This is a genomic window from Streptomyces sp. NRRL S-455, from assembly GCF_000717875.1.
Classification (GTDB): domain Bacteria; phylum Actinomycetota; class Actinomycetes; order Streptomycetales; family Streptomycetaceae; genus Streptomyces.
The window spans coordinates 179,037-197,507 of record NZ_JOCT01000003.1; the positions used below are offsets into that span (position 1 = coordinate 179,037).

Genomic DNA, 18,471 nt, shown 5'->3' on the forward strand with positions numbered 1-18,471 from the left:
GACTCCTGTTCCTCTGTGTCAGAGCGCGTCGGGACCGCGCTCGCCGGTCCGGACCCGGACGGCCGTCTCGACCGGGATGGACCAGACCTTGCCGTCACCGATCTTGCCGGTGCGGGCGGCCTTGACCACGACGTCGATGAGCTGTTCGGCGTCGTCGTCCTCGACCAGGACCTCGATGCGGATCTTGGGGACCAGGTCGACGGTGTACTCGGCGCCGCGGTAGACCTCGGTGTGGCCCCGCTGACGGCCGTAGCCGCTGGCCTCGGTGACCGTCAGTCCGTGTACTCCGAAGGCCTGCAGGGCCTCCTTGATCTCGTCGAGCCGGTGCGGCTTCACGACGGCGGTGATGAGCTTCATGCGTCCACCTTCTTGCTCGCGGCTGCGGCGACCGGGGCCGTGACGGCCGTCTTGGCGGCGCCGCCACCGGCGCCACTGAAGTCGTATGCGGTCTCGGCGTGCTCGGCCTGGTCGATGCCGGTGACTTCCTCGTCCTCGGAGACTCGCATACCGATGGTCTTGTGGAGGACGAAGGCGAGGATCGCGGAGACGATCAGCGAGTAGGCGAGCACACCGCCGACACCGGCGAGCTGCTTCCACAGCTGGTCGAACTTGTGGTCGCCGTAGAAGACGCCCGTGGCCTCGGACTGGCCCTTACCGCTGGCGAAGAAGCCGATCAGGACGGAGCCGACGATACCGCCGACGAGGTGGACACCGACGACGTCGAGCGAGTCGTCGTAGCCGAACTTGTACTTCAGGCCGACGGCCATGGCGCACAGGACACCGGCGATGGCGCCGACGGCGATCGCGCCCATCGGGGTGACCGAGCCACCGGCCGGGGTGATGGCGACCAGACCGGCGACCGCGCCGGAGGCGGCACCCAGTGTGGTGCACGCGCCGTGGCGGATCTTCTCGTAGGCGAGCCAGGCCAGCATGGCGGCGGCGGTGGCGATCTGCGTGTTGACGAACATCAGGGTGCCGACGCCGTCGTCGTTGCCGAGCCACGAACCGGCGTTGAAGCCGAACCAGCCGAACCACAGCAGACCGGCACCGAGCATGACCAGCGGGAGGCTGTGCGGACGCATCGGGTCCTTCTTGAAGCCGACGCGCTTGCCGATCACCAGGATGACACCGAGCGCGGCGGCACCCGCGTTGATGTGGACCGCCGTACCGCCGGCGAAGTCGATCACGCCCATGTCGAAGGCCCAGCCGCCCTCACCCCAGACCCAGTGGGCGACGGGGAAGTAGACGATCGTGGCCCACAGCGCGATGAACAGCGCCCAGGCGGAGAACTTCACACGGTCCGCGAGGGCACCGCTGATCAGGGCGGGCGTGATGATGGCGAACATCAGCTGGAAGACCATGAAGGCCAGGAGCGGGATGTTGTACGTGCCCCAGAGCTCGCCCTTGTCGACCCCGGTGAGGCCGACCCAGTCCGAGTTCCAGCCGATGAGGTGGCCGGAGTCGGTGCCGAACGCCATGGAGAAGCCGTACAGCACCCACAGGATGGTGACGATCCCGAGGCTGATGAAGCTCATCATCAGCATGTTCAGGGTGCTCTTGACGCGGACCATGCCTCCGTAGAAGAAGGCAAGACCCGGGGTCATGAGCATCACCAGGGCGGAACAGATGAGCATGAACCCTGTGTTTGCGGCAGACAGCTTGGGCGCCTCTGCGGCAAGGGTGATGGCTGGTGCCATCGGCGTCTCCTCGTCGTTGGTACGGCCCCGTGCGGGCGAAGCCTCGAGCGGATTGAGGGGTGGGCCGGTTATGCGCCACGAGATTGGCGCAGCGCCGTTTCGGTGGAAGCCCCTCGTTGTTTCGCCGCCGTGACGAAGGCGCGTTCTGTGTTACGCGTCGATGAACTGCCGGATAGCGGGTGCGCCGATCGTTATCGTGGCGCAACCTTCGCCCCCCACTGCCTCGAGGACGCACGGGCCGGCCGCGGTCGGCCTTCCGATGACCTGGCTGGGGGAGCCGAGTCGGGCTGTTCGGGAGGGCCGGCCGCGGCCGGTGTCTGGGGCGTACGCCTCCTCAGACCGCCTCGGCGGTCTCGGGCAGTTCCGCGGCGAGCCGCTCGGTGAGGTCGATGACCTCGCCCAGGTCGCCGAAGTCGCGTGCGGCCGTGTCGACCGTCTTTCGGATACGGGTGTTGACCCGCTCGGAGCGGACCTTCTTGGCCACCTGCATGGCCTGGGTGGCGAAGACGGTGCTCTGCTCGGGCTCGCGCTGGAGCAGGTGGACCGTGGCCATGCCGATGAGGTTCAGCGCGTAGGACCGCTGGTGCTCGGCGTCCTCGGCGAAGAGCTTCACGGCCCGGTTCATCAGCGGTTCGGCCAACGAGGCGTACGTGGGGCTGCGGCCGGCGACATAGGCCAGGTCGCGGTACGAGTGGGAGTTCTCGCCGTGCAGCTCGGCCTCGGAGAAGAAGCGGATCCAGTCGGGGTCCGGCTCGTCCCACTCGTCGGCCTCGGCGAAGGTGTCCTCCGCCATCCGGACCGCCCGCTTGCACTTGCCGGGCTGGCCCATGTTCGCGTAGGCGCGGGCCTCCATCGCATACAGCATCGACTGGGTGCGCGGGCCGGCGCAGTCCCGGCTGCCGTACTGCGCGAGGTGGATCAGCTCCAGGGCGTCGTCGGGCCGCCCGAGATGGATCATCTGGCGGCTCATGCTGGACAGCACGTAGGAACCGAGGGGCCGGTCACCGGCCTCCTTGGCGGCGTGCAGCGCGAGGACGAAGTACTTCTGGGCCGTCGGCTGGAGCCCGATGTCGTACGACATCCAGCCGGCCAGTTCGGCGAGTTCGGCGGCTACCTTGAACAGCCGCCGGGTGGTGGCCTCCGGCTGGGGTTCCTGGAGCAGGTCCGTCACCTCGTGCAGCTGACCGACGACCGCCTTGCGGCGCAGGCCGCCGCCGCACTGGGCGTCCCACTGCCGGAACATCACCGTCGTGGACTCCAGCAGATCCAGCTCCGGCTTGGAGAGCCGGCCACGGGCACGCCCGGAGGAACCGGCCGCGGGCCCGGGTTCCGGCCGCGGGGCCGGGGGCGAGGGCACGAGCCAGCGCTGCATGGGTTCGATGAGGGCCGGGCCCGCGGACAGGGCCAGCGAGCTCCCGAGGAAGCCGCGCCGCGCCAGCATCAGGTCGCTGCGCGAGAACTCGCTGAGGTGGGCCACCGTCTGCGGGCCCGTCCACGGCAGGTCGACGCCGGTCGCGGAGGGCGACTGGCGCGCGGTGCGCAGCCCCAGGTCCTCGACGGAGACGACGACGCCGAAGCGCTCCGAGAACAGCTCGGACAGGATTTTCGGGATCGGCTCGCGGGGGTTCTCACCGTCGAGCCAGCGGCGCACGCGCGAGGTGTCCGTGGAGATGTGGTTGGCGCCGAGCTGGCGCGCCCGGCGGTTGACCTGGCGGGCGAGCTCGCCCTTGGACCAGCCGCTGCGTACGAACCAGGAGGTGAGCAGCTCGTTCGGGCGCTTGTCAGCGTGCGTCGCGCTCACAGCGTTCGTCCCGCTTCCGCCGTTGCCGCTCACTGGAACGCCCCCATCCCTGAGACCACTTGCCGCCGAGTGCGCCAAGCCCTATCAGCATGCCGGTTCGCAGGGCCGTCCGTCCGGCCCTTGTAGCCCTTCGAACGGAATACCGACTTGCCTCCGGCATACCCACGAGTGCATGTGCCCCCAGGACTCGTGCACACAAAGTAATCCTACGATCACCCGTCCAGCCACGACTCACACGGAAACGCCACCATTCGCCACCCCTTCGAATGAACTCATGTACACCTCCACGCGATTCACTTGACACAGGACACCCAGGAGCAGGTGCAGCGATGCGAACCGGGGCGCGCGTCGCCGAGCGCACCACCCTGGGGACTTCCGGGCGCCGAGTGAACCGACCGCCGCCGGGAAGGCGAGAACAGAGAGTCACGCATCGCGTCCGCTGCGTAACCGCCGGTGCGTCGGACCCGTTGGAGGGGGCATGGGCTTCACGATCGGCATCAGCCGGGGCATGCGCGACATCCGGACCGGCTCGCGCCGCCGTGGCCGCACGTCGGACGGCACAGCCGTGGCCGAGTACACCGGCCTGTGGGGATGGGACGTGGTGCCGGGCGCCCGGGCCTCGGCGGGCGCCTGCTCCTGCGGCCGCCGTGACTGCACTGCGCCGGGCGCGCACCCGTTGGACTTCGCGCCGGTGGTCCACGCCGGGGCGACGCTCGACGAGGTGACCGAGGCCTGGGGCGAGTACCCGGGCGCCTCGGTGATGCTGCCGGTGGGCCGGGCGTTCGACGTCATCGACGTGGCCGAGCCCGCCGGACGCCGCGCGCTGGCCCGGCTGGAGCGCATGGGCCTGCCCGTCGGCCCGGTCGCGGCGACCCCGGACGGCCGCGCCCACTTCTTCGTCGCCCCCGGCGCCGCCGCCGACCTGCCCGGCCTGCTCTACCGCATGGGCTGGGACGACCCGGCCGCCCTCGACCTGCGGGGCCTCGGCCTCGGCACGTACATCACGGCCCCGCCCTCCGACCGCGGCGGCCGGGGCCCGGTGCGCTGGCTGCGCTCCCCCGCCCTGGACTCGGCGTCCAGGCCACCGGAGGCCCGTCTGGTGCTGGGCACGCTGGCGTATGTGGCGCACCGGTCACGGGCCTAGGGGGCAAGCGAAGGCCCGCTCCGGGTGCATCCCGGGGCGGGCCTTCGTGGCTGCGTGAGACCGCGTACGAATCTGCGGAGGTGGTCCACTCTGCGGAGTCCGGAGCTCACTCCCCGATAAGGGCGTCAACGAACGCCTCCGGCTCGAACGGCGCCAGGTCGTCCGCGCCCTCGCCGAGTCCGACCAGCTTGACCGGTACGCCCAGCTCGCGCTGGACCGCGACCACGATGCCGCCCTTCGCCGTACCGTCCAGCTTGGTGAGGACGATGCCGGTGATGTCGACGACCTCGGCGAAGACCCGGGCCTGGACCAGACCGTTCTGGCCGGTCGTGGCGTCGAGCACGAGCAGCACCTCGTCGACCGGGGCGTGCTTCTCCACGACGCGCTTGACCTTGCCGAGCTCGTCCATGAGGCCGGTCTTGGTGTGCAGGCGTCCGGCGGTGTCGATGAGCACGACGTTCGCGCCCATCTCCTTGCCCTCCTTCACCGCGTCGAAGGCGACGGAGGCCGGGTCGCCGCCCTCCGGTCCGCGCACGGTGTGGGCGCCGACGCGCTCGCCCCAGGTCTGGAGCTGGTCGGCGGCGGCGGCCCGGAAGGTGTCGGCGGCGCCGAGGACGACACTCTGGCCGTCGGCCACCAGGACGCGGGCGAGCTTGCCGGTGGTGGTGGTCTTGCCGGTGCCGTTGACGCCGACGACCATCACGATGCCGGGCTTGCGCTCCTCCGGCTCGGTCTTGACCGTGCGGTCCATGTCGCGGCCGACCAGGGTGACGAGTTCCTCGCGCAGCAGGGTGCGCAGTTCCTCGGGGGTGCGGGTGCCGAGCACCTTCACGCGCTCGCGCAGCCGCTCGACGAGTTCCTGGGTGGGCTGCACGCCGACGTCGGCGGTGAGCAGCGTGTCCTCGATCTCCTCCCAGGTGTCCTCGTCGAGGTGCTCACGGGACAGCAGGGTGAGCAGTCCCTGACCGAGGGCGTTCTGCGAGCGGGAGAGACGGGCCCGCAGCCGGACCAGGCGGCCCGCGGTGGGCTCCGGGATCTCGATCTCGGGCGCTTCGGCGGGCGGCTCCTCGACGGTGACGGGAGCCGAGCCGCCCGGGAGATCCACCTCCTCTATCGTGCGCCGCGGTTCCTCCCGCGGCGTTTCGGCCTCGTCGCCGACGTGCGGCTCGGCCGGTGGGGCGGTGATGTCGGGCGCCGCGGGCGGGGGCGGGGGCAGCTGCTTCTTGCGCCGGCTGCCGATGATGAGCCCGCTGAGCGCGCCGAGCACGACCACGGCGATGACTACGGCAAGGATGACAATTTCCATAACAAGCCCAGTATGGCGTGACCGCGCGCCTGGCCGTTTGTTGTCCACGCGGGGCCGCGAACGCCCCACCGGGCCGGGCCGGCCCGCGGTCCGACCGCGCGTCGACCGGAAGGCCCTCGGGGCGAAGTCACCACGCGTCCGTGTGAGCACCGCTCTGGTCACCTGACGACCCGTCAGCTATGGTCCCCGCACAGCCGCCGCCGGTGAAGGGAGACTCCCCGATGCCCGTCACGGTCGTACGCTTCAACCTCGTCGCTCCCGGGGCCGGTCCCGCCGAGCTCGGCGCCCGCTACCGGGCGGCCCTGGAGATGGCCGCGTACGCCGACGACCGGGGCGTCAGCACCGTGCAGACGGAGGAGCACCACGGGGCCGGAGACAACTGGCTGCCGTCGCCGTTCGCCTTCGCCGGGGCCGTCTTCGGCGCGACCCGGCGTGTGGCGGTCACCGTGTCGGCGATCATCGGCCCGCTGCACGATCCGCTCCGGCTCGCCGAGGAGATCGCCGTCCTGGACCTGCTGAGCGGCGGCCGGCTGGTGACGGTCGCGGGGATCGGGTACCGGCGCGAGGAGTACGACCTGTTCGGCGTGGACTTCGACCGGCGCGGGCGGCTCCAGGACGAGCTGCTCCGGACGCTGCTTCAGGCGTGGACGGGCGAGCCCTTCTCCTACCGGGGCCGCACGGTCCGGATCACCCCGCGCCCCTTCACCGAGCCGCGTCCGCTGCTCCTGGTCGGCGGCTCCTCGAAGGCAGCCGCCCGCAGGGCCGCCCTGCTCGGGCTGCCCTTCTTCCCCAGCGCGCACCTGCCGGAGCTGGAGGCCTACTACAAGGAGCGGCTCGCCGAGTACGGCACGGACGGCTGGGTCATGATGCCCCCCGCCGAGACGCCGCTGCTGCATGTGGCCGAGGATCCGGACCGGGCCTGGGCTCTGTACGGGCGCCACTTCCTGCACGAGGCGCGGACGTACGCCTCCTGGCAGTCCGGCGGGGTGCGGTCGGCGGTGAGGTCGGCCGCGACGACGGTGGAGGAGCTGCGGGCCGAGGGCGTGTACCGGATCCTCACGCCGGAGCGGTGCGTGGGGCTGGGGCTGGACTCCTACGTCCTGCATCCGCTGGCGGGCGGGATGCCGGTGGAGGAGGGGTGGCGGAGTCTGCGGCTGTTCTGCGAACGGGTGCTGCCGGGGCTGGGGAGCTGACGCTCGCGGATATCCGGTGGTCCGTCGTGGCCCGTGGTGCTCCACTGGCTCCATGAGCTTGGCGGTCGACGTGTTCCTGCGGGAGCCGGACGGGCAGTGGCGGATCCTCGACGTCCCCGAGGGGCGTGACGACTCGGCCGGGTTCGAGTCCTGGCGCGTGACGGTGTGGGGTTCGGAGCCGGTGCGCGCGCTGGGCGCCCGGTTCCTTCCCGTGCTGGCCGACGGTGACCTGGTCGAGGTCGAGGCCGAGGACGTCGCCGATTTCCTGGGTGAGGTGGCGCTGCTGCGCGAGCACCTCGACGCGATCGCCGAGGGCACCCGGGGAGAGCGCGAGTTCGACGAGCACCGGCGGGGGCTGGTGCGGCGGCTGCGGAACCTGGAGGTGGCCGCCCTGCACGCCCGTGTGATCGGCGGCGGTGTCATCGTCTGGTGACACGACGCACCGCCGCCCCGGCTCGGGCAGTGGCCGAACCGGGGCGGCGGCGGGTTACGGGGAGAGGGGCAGCGGGGACTTTGGCCCTTCCCCCCGAGTGCGTGGGACGGGCTCAGCCCATCTCCTCCAGGGCCTTGCCCTTCGTCTCCTTGACGAACTTCAGGACGAAGGGGATGGAGAGCGCGGCGAACACCGTGTAGATCACGTAGGTCACGGAGAGGTTCCAGTCGGCCAGCGACGGGAAGCTCGCGGTGATGGCCCAGTTGGCGATCCACTGCGCGGCGGCGGCCACGCCCAGCGCGGCGGCGCGGATCCGGTTGGGGAACATCTCGCCGAGCATGACCCAGACGACCACGCCCCAGGACAGGGCGAAGAAGAGGACGAAGACGTGCGCGGCGATCAGGGCGATCCAGCCCTGGGTGGCAGGCAGCGTGCCGTCGACGAGGGGGTGCGAGAACGCCCAGGCCTCCAGCGCCAGGCCGACCACCATGCCGACGGAGCCGATGATCGCGAGCGGCCTGCGCCCGATGCGGTCGACGAAGATCATCGCGATGACGGTGCCGACGATGTTGATGATCGACGTGGTGAAGGAGTAGAAGAACGAGTCCGTCGGGTCGACGCCGACCGACTGCCACAGCGTCGAGGAGTAGTAGAACGCGACGTTGATGCCGACGAACTGCTGGAAGACCGACAGGCCTATGCCGACCCAGACGATCGGCTTGAAGAAGAAGCTGCCGCCGAGCAGGTCCTTGAAGCTGGACTTGTGCTCGCTCTTCATGGCGCCCTCGATCTCGGCGACACGGGCGTCCAGGTCGATGTCCTTGCCCTCGACCTCGGTGAGGACCTCCCGGGCGCGCTCGTGCTTGCCGACGGAGATGAGGAAGCGCGGGGACTCGGGGATGGCGAAGGAGAGCAGCCCGTAGAGGACGGCGGGGACGACCATGACGCCGAGCATGATCTGCCAGGCCTCCAGGCCCATCAGCTTGCCGCGCTGGTCGCCGTCGGCGGCGTTCAGCACACCCCAGTTGACGAGCTGCGACACGGCGATGCCGATGACGATGGCAGCCTGCTGGAAGGAGCCGAGGCGGCCGCGGTAGGCGGGCGGGGCGACCTCGGCGATGTAGGCCGGGCCGATCACGGAGGCCATGCCGATGGCGAAGCCACCGACGACGCGCCAGAAGGCGAGGTCCCACAGCGCGAAGGGCAGCGCGGAGCCGACGGCGCTGATGATGAAGAGGACCGCGGCGATCTGCATGCACCGGATGCGGCCGATGCGGTCGGCTATGCGGCCGGCGGTCGCGGCGCCGATGGCGCAGCCGATGAGGGCGATGGCGATGACCTGGGCGAGGGCCGCGGAGCCGACGTCGTAGCGGTCACGGATGGCCTCGACGGCGCCGTTGATCACGGAACTGTCGTAGCCGAAGAGGAAACCGCCCATCGCGGCCGCCGCCGCGATGAAGATGACGTGCCCGAGATGATCGGGTTGAGCCGTCCTGGCTCCTGACTTGGGTGCCTGCGCTGTGCTGGTCACGTGTACTCCTCGGGCCACCGGCAACGCTGCCGGGGGGGATCAGCCCTTCGAGGTCCACCTGAAGGTACCTGAAGGTAAAAGGAACGTTGCCGAGACTATGCCTTCAAGTTTCGAAGTCAATAGGGCGGCTGCTGTGAATCTGAGGCAGGAGTGTGTCAGCGATGTGTTCAAGAAATGAAGTCACCCGGAGGTGCTGGTGAGGCCGGTGTAGCCCACACTCACTAGCGGAGGCGCTGGGAGATGACCTTCGACACACCGTCGCCCTGCATGGAGACGCCGTAGAGCGCGTCGGCGACCTCCATCGTGCGCTTCTGGTGCGTGATCACGATCAGCTGGGAGGCTTCCTGGAGCTCCTGCATGATCCGGATGAGCCGCTGGAGGTTGGTGTCGTCGAGGGCGGCCTCGACCTCGTCCATGACGTAGAACGGGCTGGGCCGTGCCTTGAAGATCGACACGAGCATCGCTACGGCCGTCAGCGACCGCTCCCCGCCGGAGAGCAGCGACAGCCGCTTGACCTTCTTGCCCGGCGGCCGGGCCTCGACGTCCACGCCCGTGGTGAGCATGTTGTCGGGGTCGGTCAGGATCAGCCGTCCCTCACCACCCGGGAACAGGCGTGAGAACACACCCTCGAACTCCCGGGCCGTGTCCCGGTAGGCCTCGGTGAACACCTGCTCGACGCGCTCGTCGACCTCCTTCACCACCTGCAGGAGGTCCGCCCGCGTCTTCTTGAGGTCCTCGAGCTGCTCGCTGAGGAACTGGTGGCGTTCCTCCAGCGCCGCGAACTCCTCGAGGGCGAGCGGGTTCACCTTGCCGAGCTGCTGGTAGGCGCGCTCGGCGGCCTTGAGGCGCTTCTCCTGCTCGGCCCGGACGAAGGTCTTCGGCCGGTTGCGCGGATGCTCCGGGTCCTCCGGCAGCTCCTCGCCCTCGGCGGGGGGCGAGGGAGGCACGAGCTGGTGCGGGCCGTACTCCGCCACCAGCCCGGCCGGTTCGACACCCAGCTCCTCCAGCGCCTTGGTCTCCAGCTGCTCGATCCGCAGCCGCTTCTCGGCGCCGAGTACCTCGCCACGGTGGACCGAATCCGTCAACTTGTCGAGCTCGGCCTTGAGATCGCGCCCCTCGGCGCGGGCGCGGGCGAGTTCCTGCTCACGGCGGGCCTTGGCGGCCTCGGCGGCGGTGCGCTCCTCGTCGGCGCGGGCCAGGGAGACCTCGACGTGCGCGAGCAGCTGCCGGGCGCCCGAGCCGACGGCCTCGGCGACGGCGGCCTCGTGCCGCAGCCGGGCCCGCCGCTGCTCGGCGCGCGCCCGTGCCTCGCGTTCCGCGCGGGCGGCCCGGTCCAGGGAGTCGGCCCGGCCGGCCAGGCCCTTGACCCGTTCCTCGTGCGTGCGGGCCTGGAGCCGGGCCTCCATCTCGGTCTGCCGGGCGTTGGCACCGTCGGCGGCGAGCCGGTCCCGTACGGAGGTGTCGGGCTCCTCCTCGATCGGCATCTCCTCGGCCACGGCGAGCCGCTCGGCGAGTTCCTCGACCTCCTGGAGTGCCTTGTCGAGGGCCTCCTGGGCACGGGCCGCCGCGGCCGTGGACCGCTCGGCCTCCCCTGCCGCGCCCCTGGCCTGCCCGGCGAGCCGGCCGAGATGCTGGGCGACGGACGACTTCTCCCGGTCGGCGGCCCTGCGCCGCTCCCCCAGCTCCTCGACCAGTGCGGCGCACTCCCGGCGGTGCTCTCCGGCCGCGTGCTGGGCCTCGGTCAGCTCCTCGCAACGGACGGCGAGCTCTTCCAGCTCGGCGGCGGCTTCGTCGACGGAGGCCTGGACCTCCAGGAGGCTGGGGGCGCCGGCGGAGCCGCCGTGGGCGAAGTGGGTGCCGAGGAGGTCGCCTTCGGCGGTGACGGCGGTGAGGTGGGGGTGGGCCTGGACGAGGTCTTCGGCGTCTTCGAGGGTGCTGACCACGACGATGTCGTGGAGGAGCCGTCGTACGGCGGGCATGAGGTCGGCGGGGCCGCGGACCAGGTCTGCGGCGAAGGTGTGAGGTGCGTCTGCGGGTCCCTGGGGGCTGGTCGCGCAGTTCCCCGCGCCCCTTGGGGACGTGTCCTCCGGCGGACCCGAGACGAGCAGGGTCGCCCGACCTCCGTCTTGCTTGCGCAGCAGGCGGATGGCGTCGGCAGCTGCCGACGGGGCCGTGACGGCCAGGGCGTCAGCGGCGACACCGAACGCCGCGGCCAAGGCGACCTCATGGCCGGGGGTCACCGTCAGGAGTTCCGCCGCCGGTCCCAGCAGGCCGGAGAGACGGTCCTTCGCCGCGAGCAGTATTCCGGTGCCGTCCTTGCGGCGGAGCCCGAGCGCCAGCGCCTCGTGGCGGGCCTGGGTCGCGGCGCGTTTGCGTTCCGCCGCCGTAACCGCCTCGCGGGCTGCGGTGAGGGCCGACTCGGCCTCGGCCAGCCGCTGTTTCGCCGCCTCGTGCTGTTCGGCGAGTTCGGCATCGCCGGCGTCGAGACCGTCGACCTCGGCCTTGAGGGCCTCGTACTCCTCCTGGGCGGCGGCCGCACGTTCCTGGGCCTCGTCGCGGGCGGCGGCCAGGCGCTCGATCTCGGCCTGGGCGGAGGCGGCCCGGGAGCGGGCGGCGTTGACCTGGCCGCTGAGCCGGGCCAGCCCCTCGCGGCGGTCGGCGATGGCCCGGGCTGCGTCTTTGAGACGCCGTTCCTCCTGAGCCAGTGCGCGCTCCAGCTCGGCGCGGTGGGCGACCGTGTCCTCCAGGGCCCGTTCGGCCGCCTCCAGGGCGGCCTCCAGCTCGGCCTCCTGTTCGCGGATGCGGGCGGCCTCGCGCTCCATGTCCTCGGGGTCGCGACCGCGCCGCTCCTCGGGGGGCGCGGAGGTGGCGCTCTTCACCCGGGCGTCGGCCAGCGAGATCGTGCCGCGTACCCGCTCGGCGAGCTGGGAGAGCTCGTACCAGGTCTGCTGTGCGCGCTGGAGGCGTGGCGTGAGCTGCCGTACCTGGTCCTCCAGGAGGGCCTCGCGCTGGAGCGCCTTGCGCAGCTCCTGCTCGGCGGCCTCCTTGCGCTCCTTCAGCGCGGCTTCGTCGGCGACCTCTGCCTTGAGGGCTTCCCGGAGCCGTACGAGGTCGTCGGCGAGGAGGCGGAGGCGGGCGTCGCGCAGGTCGGCCTGGATGACGGCGGCCCGTCGTGCCACCGCCGCCTGGCGGCCCAGCGGCTTCAGCTGGCGACGCAGTTCGTCCGTCAGGTCCTGCACGCGCGCGAGGTTGGCCTGCATCGCGTCCAGCTTGCGCAGCGCCTTCTCCTTGCGCTTGCGGTGCTTGAGGACGCCCGCGGCCTCCTCGATGAAGGCGCGGCGGCCCATGGGGTCGGCGTGCAGCACGGAGTCGAGCTGGCCCTGCCCGACGATGACGTGCATCTCACGGCCGATGCCGGAGTCGGAGAGGAGATCCTGGATGTCGAGGAGGCGGCACGTGTCGCCGTTGATCTGGTACTCGCTGCCGCCGTTGCGGAACATGATCCGCGTGATGGTGACCTCGGCGTACTCGATGGGCAGGGCCCCGTCGGAGTTGTCGATGGTCAGGGACACCTCGGCACGGCCCAGGGGCGGGCGGCCCGTGGTGCCGGCGAAGATGACGTCCTCCATCTTGCCGCCGCGCAGCGACTTGGCACCCTGCTCGCCCATGACCCAGCTGAGGGCGTCGACGACGTTGGACTTGCCCGAGCCGTTCGGTCCGACGACGCACGTGATCCCGGGTTCGAACCGGAGTGTGGTCGCCGAGGCGAACGACTTGAACCCGCGGAGGGTCAGGGCCTTGAGGTGCACGCCGCTGGACTCTACCGCCCGGGTTCGTCTCACTCCATGAACCCACGGTTTCGCCGCTGAACGCGCAGGGCAGACCAAACGTTAAAGACGGTGAAAGGATGCGGGGGAAGAAAGAAGGGACGCCGACGGCGTCCCTTGCACTTCTGACAACTGAGCGGTTGTGACGGGCGGCCCAACCACTGCTTGCCGATGTGGAGCGGTGCAGTGATCAGGTGAGCGCAGGCTCCGCCTGGTGTGCGTCAACGCTCTCCATGATCCTGTCGTGAGAAGCGGCAGCCGTCAGCGCCTCGTTCTCCGCCTGGATCCGTACGAGCTCGGATTCCAGGTCCTGGACGCGCTGCTGGAGCCGTCGCATCTCGGCGAGGAGTCGAGGGTCGGAGCCGCCGACGTAACCGAGAAGCGCCTTTGCCATGATGGATGGTCCTCCACAATGAGTGACCGACCGATGCGGTGTGGGTCGTGAGGGATTCGCACCCGCAGCTTGGCAGGGCCTGGAGTTGTGCTGCCGTTCAGCCATGCCAAACAGCTAAGGTGCGCGGGGCTTTCAGCGTCTCACCAAAAAGTTTGACGGTCAACACGATCACGCCCCGTATTGGGGGCAACCCGGGCGCAAGCGGCCAAGAACGGCGGCGCTGCGGCCTCTGCGGGGCCTTCAGGGCATGGCGATCATCCTTGCGTGTGCGGCCCGCCAAGGCAAGCGATTCCGGCAATCACCAGCGAGTTTCCGTCCGGGCCGGCCGTAGGGGCGGTCCGCGAGCGGCCACGAGGGTCGCCCGGCGGTGCCCGGTCAGCGGATGGCGAAGCCCTCGTAGCCGCCACGCGGTGTGTCCCAGATCTCGGTGACACCTTCCACGCGGCCGGGCGTGTCGTCGCTCTGGAGCCAGTCCAGGAGTCCTTCACAGCCCTCCCGCGCGCCCTCCGCGACCACCTGGACCCGCCCGTCGCCCAAATTGAGAGCAAAACCACTCAGGCCACCGATCTCCAGGGCCTTGGCCCGGGTGAACCAGCGGAAACCCACACCTTGGACCCGTCCCCGCACCCAGGCGACCAGTCGCACATCCTCGCTCATGACTGCAACCTAACCGCCCGGACTCCCTCCGGGCACTTCCTCCCCTTGCGCCATGCGGTACCGTCCCCACCCAACGAATCTCATATGAAACTCACACGATCGAGTGGGTTTGGTGTTGATCTCGGGGACGAGTCGACCGCCAGGACGAGGAAGGCCAGGACATGGGACGCCACCGACGCTCCGCCGCCGGCCGCGCCGCCACGGGCCGCGCCGGGGGGATCGCGCAGGCCGACGGCTACGCGGAAGGCCACGACCCGCGGCACTCCGCCGCGGGCGACGACGAGCCGACGATGGGCATCGCGCCCTACCTGAACCCTGAGGCGTACGCCGGCACCTACGCGAAGAGCGAGGCCTATCTGTTCGAGGAGGGCCTGGAGGGCTCAGGGGCGGGTGACGACCAGTACGCCGCGGTTCCCCGCCCCCGGACCGGCGACACGGCCGCCTTCGCCGGCGACGGCTTCGAGCCCGACGCCGGCGGTCGGCGCCACGGCTCGCACCGCCGCCGCAAGAAGACCGCCAGGCCGATGCGCAACGGACTCCTCGGCGTGTCCGCCGCGGTCGCCCTCGGCACGGTCGCGGTGGCCACCGGCGCGGTGCCCGGTCTCGACAACTACAAGCTCGGCGGCGACAACGGCGCCGACAAGGTTCAGGCGGCGGACACCCCGACGAACTCCCCGAGCGAGCTGGGCGGCACCTCGGGCGACCTGGACGGCCGGGGCTCCACGCCCACGAGCCGGGACGCCGAGCGCTCCCTGTCGCCCTCGCCGTCCGCCTCGAAGACGTCGGCCGCACCGACGAAGACGCCGGAGAAGCCGGCCAAGACGCAGGAGCAGGCGCCGGAGAAGGCGCCGGAGAAGAAGAAGCCGGCGGCCACACCCAGCGAGAAGCCGGAGAAGACGCCCTCCCGGACGGCCACCAAGGCACCGGAGAAGCCCAGCGCCCCCGCCGCCCTCTCCGAGGAGGCCGCCGCCGCGGCCCAGGTGCTCAGCCTGGTGAACGAGGAGCGGGCCAAGGTGGGCTGCAGCCCGGTCGCCGCGAACAGCGCCCTGACCGAGCTGGCCCAGAACTACAGCGAGGACATGGCCGCGCGGGGCTTCTTCGACCACACCGACCCGGACGGCCGCACGCCCTGGGACCGGGCCAAGAGCGCCGGCATATCCAACCTCGGCGGGGAGAACATAGCCCGGGGCCAGGCCGACGCCGCCGCCGTGATGGACGCGTGGATGAACAGCCCCGGCCACCGCGCCAACATCCTGAACTGCGACTTCAAGACGCTGGGTGTCGGTGTGAAGCTCGGGTCGGGCGGTCCGTGGTGGACCCAGAACTTCGGCTACTAGACCTCGCCGTGCGCTAACCAGCAGTTAGCGCAACCTGTTGGTTAGCGCTGTGCTGGCGTAGGCTGGGGCCATGACCACCACCCAGGAGCTCGCCGAGGGGCTGGACGACCTCCCGTACGACGTGTTCGCCAAGGCCTGCCCTTCGCGTGGCACGCTCGAGCACGTCACGGGCCGCTGGGGCGGGCTCATCCTGTGCGCGCTGTACGAGGGCTCCCTGCGCTTCAACGAGCTGCGCCGCCGCGTCGACGGGGTGAGCGAGAAGATGCTGTCCCAGACGCTGCACGCGCTGGAGCGCGACGGCCTGGTGCACCGTGAGGCCCAGCCGACGAACCCGCCCCGCGTGGACTACGAGCTGACGCCGCTGGGACACGGTGTGGCGGAGCGGCTGCACGCCCTGATCCACTTCGTGGAGGGCAGCATGGACGAGGTGCTGGCCGCGCGCGAGCGGTACGACTCCGCTAAGGCGTGATCCGTGGCGGGCGCTGGCACGCCGGGCAGTAGTAGCTGGACCGGTTCATCCAGGGCCGCCGGCGTATCGTCGTGCCGCAGCGGCGGCACGGCAGGCCCTCACGGCCGTACGCGTCGAGGGACCGGTCGAAGTAGCCCGACTCGCCGTTGACGTTCACGTACAGGCTGTCGAAGCTGGTGCCGCCCACCGCGAGGGCGGAGTTCATCACGTCCCGTACATGGCCCAGGAGCGACAGGGTGCGCGGGCGGGTGAAGGTCGCGGTCGGACGCTCGTAGTGGACGCGGGCGCGCCACAGGGCCTCGTCCGCGTAGATGTTGCCGACGCCGCTGATCAGGGACTGGTCGAGCAGGGCCCGCTTGATCGTGGACCGCTTGCGGCGCAGCGCCCGGTGGAAGGCCTCGTCGTCGAAGAACTCGTCGAGCGGGTCGCGGGCGATGTGCGCGATGACGTCGGGCAGGCCGTCGGGGGTGTTGTCGTGCAGCGACAGGCCGCCGAAGGTGCGCTGGTCGACGAAGCGGAGTTCGGTGTCCAGGGCGTCGGTGAAGCGGACGCGGACGCGCAGGTGCTTCTCGTCCGGAGCGGTGTGCGGCTGGACCAGGAGCTGGCCGCTCATGCCGAGGTGGGCCAGGATCGACTGGTCCGTGTCCTCGAGCGGCAGCCACAGGTACTTGCCGCGGCGACTCGGTACGCCGATGCGGTGGCCTTTCAGGCGGTGTGCGAAGTCGTCGGCCCCCGCGACGTGGCGTCGCACCGCGCGCGGGTGCAGCACCTCCGCCTCGGCGACGGTCCGGTGGGCGACCCACCGCTCAAGACCGCGCCGTACGACCTCGACCTCGGGCAACTCGGGCATGGGGTCCCCCGTCACGAACCTGTGGATGACCGGCCTGTGGATGGCCGAGCGCCCGCCCCGGGCAGGGGCGGGCGCTCGGGTGCGCTGTGCTGCGCGCCGGCCGGCTGGGTGCCGGGCGGCGGCTGTCAGCCGTCGACGCTGCTGTCGACGGCCGAGTGGGCGGCTTGAGCCGCTGCCGTCTGCGTCGCCTCGGCGGCCTTCGCCGCCTTGGCGCGCTCGTCCGCCGCGGCCCGGATGGACCGCCAGGCGGACTCGGCGGCCTGCTGTTCGGCCTCCTTCTTGCTGCGGCCGGTGCCGGTGCCGTACGAGACGCCTCCGACGCGGGCGGCAGCAGTGAAGGTCTTCTCGTGGTCGGGGCCGGTCTCCGTGACCAGGTACTCGGGCACGCCGAGCCCCTCGGTCGCGGTGAGCTCCTGGAGGCTGGTCTTCCAGTCCAGGCCGGCTCCGAGGTTGGAGGACTTCTCGATCAGGGGGTCGAACAGGCGGTGCACCAGCTCCGCCGCGGAGTCCAGGCCCTGGTCGAGGTAGACCGCGCCGATCACCGCTTCGAGGGTGTCGGCGAGGATGGACGCCTTGTCCCGGCCGCCCGTGCCCTCTTCACCGCGGCCGAGCCGGATGAAGGAGCCCAGGTCGAGCCCACGGCCCACCTCCGCGAGCGCACGCGAGTTCACCACCGCGGCCCGGAGCTTGGCCAGCTGGCCCTCGGGCAGGTCGGGGTGGGTTCGGTACAGCGTGTCCGTGACGACGAGGCCGAGCACGGAGTCCCCGAGGAACTCCAGTCGCTCGTTCGTCGGCAGACCGCCGTTCTCGTACGCGTACGAACGGTGGGTCAGTGCTCGCACCAGAAGGGCGGACTCGACCTTGTAGCCGAGCCGCCCTTCCAGAAGCGTGTGGGACGAGGCCTGGTTGTCCGCAGAGTTTTTCTTCGGCGTGGACACAGTGCCTCTCACCAGCCGCTCAGACCTCGAGGACCTGGCGCTTGTTGTAGGTGCCGCACGACGGGCACGCGATGTGCTGCTGCTTGGGCTCGTGGCAGCGCTCGCACGCAACCAGGGTGGGGACCGCAGCCTTCCACTGCGACCGGCGGTGGCGCGTGTTGCTGCGCGACATCTTCCGCTTCGGAACAGCCACGGCTACTTCTCCTGCTTCTCGTCGACGCCAGGTTCGGCGCCGCTCATCTCGTCCTTCTCGCCGTCCTTCATGGTGTCGGCGAGTCCCTGCAATGCCGCCCAACGGATGTCGACGGCGTCGTGGTGGTGGTCCGGGTCGTCCGCCAGTCGCGCGCCGCACTCGGCGCACAGACCAGGGCAGTCTTCCTGGCACACCGGCTGCATCGGCAGTGCGAGCACCACCGCATCACGCAGCACGGGCTCGAGGTCGAACAGGCCGTCCTCGAGGAAGAGCCTGTCCTCGTCGTCCTCGGCGTCGTCGCCCGGTTCCGCGATCACGCGGCCCCGGTCGTCGGCGTCAGGGTACGAGAACATCTCCTGGAAGTCCGCTTCGACGTCGAGCTGAAGCGGCTCCAGACACCTTACGCACTCCCCCTCGGCGCCGGCACGGGCGGTGCCCGTGACGAGCACCCCTTCCATGACCGACTCCAGGCGGAGTTCGAGCTCCACCGGGGCGCCTTCCGGCACTCCGATGACTCCCTTGATACCGAAGTCCTTGGGAGCGTCCACCGTGCGGGTCAGGCGCTGCAGCGCACCGGGCCGCCGACCCAGCTCGTGTGTGTCGAACACGAGGGGGTTGCGGTGGTCGAGGCGGGCGTTCAGGGCCATTCCTGCTTTCGATCTCGCGAGCTCAAGGGGGTCGCTGCCGTCGGTGTTCCGGGC

Annotated in this window: 17 protein-coding genes; 5 read left to right on the forward strand and 12 right to left on the reverse strand. The window is 70.8% G+C overall.

What is annotated here, in order from left to right; all coding sequences use genetic code 11:
* Nucleotides 1–18: 18 nt before the first annotated feature.
* From IE97_RS0104900 to IE97_RS0104910, 3 genes are all read right to left on the reverse strand, one after another.
* Nucleotides 19–357, reverse strand: a complete 339-nt coding sequence (locus IE97_RS0104900) for a P-II family nitrogen regulator (protein WP_030231663.1) — start codon at nucleotides 355–357, stop codon at nucleotides 19–21.
* Entirely contained in the window at nucleotides 354–1,697 is a 1,344-nt protein-coding gene (locus IE97_RS0104905; RefSeq protein WP_030231667.1) for an ammonium transporter, read from the reverse strand. The genes IE97_RS0104900 and IE97_RS0104905 overlap by 4 nt, the downstream gene beginning before the upstream one ends.
* 334 nt (nucleotides 1,698–2,031) lie before the next feature.
* Nucleotides 2,032–3,531: a hypothetical protein gene (locus tag IE97_RS0104910; RefSeq protein WP_030231672.1), complete on the reverse strand. Its 1,500-nt coding sequence runs from the start codon at nucleotides 3,529–3,531 to the stop codon at nucleotides 2,032–2,034.
* A 445-nt stretch (nucleotides 3,532–3,976) separates the two neighbouring features.
* On the opposite strand from IE97_RS0104910, the gene IE97_RS0104915 reads away from it, so the two are divergent.
* Entirely contained in the window at nucleotides 3,977–4,642 is a 666-nt protein-coding gene (locus IE97_RS0104915; RefSeq protein ID WP_030231675.1) for a bifunctional DNA primase/polymerase, read from the forward strand.
* A 106-nt stretch (nucleotides 4,643–4,748) separates the two neighbouring features.
* Here IE97_RS0104915 and ftsY read toward each other — a convergent pair whose 3' ends face one another.
* A complete protein-coding gene (gene ftsY, locus IE97_RS0104920) occupies nucleotides 4,749–5,948 on the reverse strand; it encodes a signal recognition particle-docking protein FtsY (protein ID WP_030231679.1) in 1,200 nt (399 codons plus the stop codon).
* A 221-nt stretch (nucleotides 5,949–6,169) separates the two neighbouring features.
* Here ftsY and IE97_RS0104925 point away from each other — a divergent pair, with 221 nt between their 5' ends.
* Both IE97_RS0104925 and IE97_RS0104930 read left to right on the forward strand, forming a co-directional pair.
* The gene (locus IE97_RS0104925; protein ID WP_030231682.1) at nucleotides 6,170–7,141 is read left to right on the forward strand and encodes an LLM class flavin-dependent oxidoreductase; all 972 of its coding nucleotides are present in this window, start codon (nucleotides 6,170–6,172) and stop codon (nucleotides 7,139–7,141) included.
* 52 nt (nucleotides 7,142–7,193) lie between these two features.
* A complete protein-coding gene (locus IE97_RS0104930; protein WP_030231685.1) occupies nucleotides 7,194–7,574 on the forward strand; it encodes a hypothetical protein in 381 nt (126 codons plus the stop codon).
* Nucleotides 7,575–7,686: 112 nt separating this feature from the next.
* On the opposite strand, the gene IE97_RS0104935 is transcribed toward IE97_RS0104930, so the two are convergent.
* From IE97_RS0104935 to IE97_RS0104950, 4 genes are all read right to left on the reverse strand, one after another.
* The gene (locus IE97_RS0104935) at nucleotides 7,687–9,105 is read right to left on the reverse strand and encodes a sugar porter family MFS transporter (protein ID WP_030231688.1); all 1,419 of its coding nucleotides are present in this window, start codon (nucleotides 9,103–9,105) and stop codon (nucleotides 7,687–7,689) included.
* Between the two features lie 221 nt (nucleotides 9,106–9,326).
* A complete protein-coding gene (smc, locus tag IE97_RS0104940) occupies nucleotides 9,327–12,914 on the reverse strand; it encodes a chromosome segregation protein SMC (protein WP_030231691.1) in 3,588 nt (1,195 codons plus the stop codon).
* Between the two features lie 208 nt (nucleotides 12,915–13,122).
* The gene (locus IE97_RS0104945) at nucleotides 13,123–13,326 is read right to left on the reverse strand and encodes a hypothetical protein (RefSeq protein ID WP_003993245.1); all 204 of its coding nucleotides are present in this window, start codon (nucleotides 13,324–13,326) and stop codon (nucleotides 13,123–13,125) included.
* Between the two features lie 375 nt (nucleotides 13,327–13,701).
* Nucleotides 13,702–13,983 (reverse strand): acylphosphatase, encoded by a 282-nt coding sequence (locus IE97_RS0104950; RefSeq protein ID WP_030231694.1) that lies wholly within the window; start codon nucleotides 13,981–13,983, stop codon nucleotides 13,702–13,704.
* A 161-nt stretch (nucleotides 13,984–14,144) separates the two neighbouring features.
* Here IE97_RS0104950 and IE97_RS0104955 point away from each other — a divergent pair, with 161 nt between their 5' ends.
* Both IE97_RS0104955 and IE97_RS0104960 read left to right on the forward strand, forming a co-directional pair.
* Nucleotides 14,145–15,320, forward strand: a complete 1,176-nt coding sequence (locus tag IE97_RS0104955; RefSeq protein ID WP_030231698.1) for a CAP domain-containing protein — start codon at nucleotides 14,145–14,147, stop codon at nucleotides 15,318–15,320.
* Nucleotides 15,321–15,390: 70 nt separating this feature from the next.
* Nucleotides 15,391–15,789, forward strand: coding sequence for a winged helix-turn-helix transcriptional regulator (locus IE97_RS0104960; protein WP_030231702.1), 399 nt, complete (start codon nucleotides 15,391–15,393; stop codon nucleotides 15,787–15,789).
* Here IE97_RS0104960 and mutM read toward each other — a convergent pair.
* From mutM to IE97_RS0104980, 4 genes are all read right to left on the reverse strand, one after another.
* Nucleotides 15,779–16,639 carry a bifunctional DNA-formamidopyrimidine glycosylase/DNA-(apurinic or apyrimidinic site) lyase gene (gene mutM, locus IE97_RS0104965; protein WP_030231706.1) on the reverse strand — a complete coding sequence of 287 codons (861 nt, stop codon included), beginning with the start codon at nucleotides 16,637–16,639 and terminating at the stop codon, nucleotides 15,779–15,781. The two genes, IE97_RS0104960 and mutM, sit on opposite strands and share 11 nt — an antisense overlap.
* 125 nt (nucleotides 16,640–16,764) lie before the next feature.
* Nucleotides 16,765–17,577, reverse strand: coding sequence for a ribonuclease III (gene rnc / locus IE97_RS0104970; protein WP_030231709.1), 813 nt, complete (start codon nucleotides 17,575–17,577; stop codon nucleotides 16,765–16,767).
* Nucleotides 17,578–17,596: 19 nt separating this feature from the next.
* Nucleotides 17,597–17,770, reverse strand: a complete 174-nt coding sequence (gene rpmF, locus IE97_RS0104975) for a 50S ribosomal protein L32 (protein WP_003951102.1) — start codon at nucleotides 17,768–17,770, stop codon at nucleotides 17,597–17,599.
* Nucleotides 17,771–17,772: 2 nt separating this feature from the next.
* Entirely contained in the window at nucleotides 17,773–18,417 is a 645-nt protein-coding gene (locus IE97_RS0104980; RefSeq protein WP_030231712.1) for a YceD family protein, read from the reverse strand.
* Nucleotides 18,418–18,471: the final 54 nt, after the last annotated feature.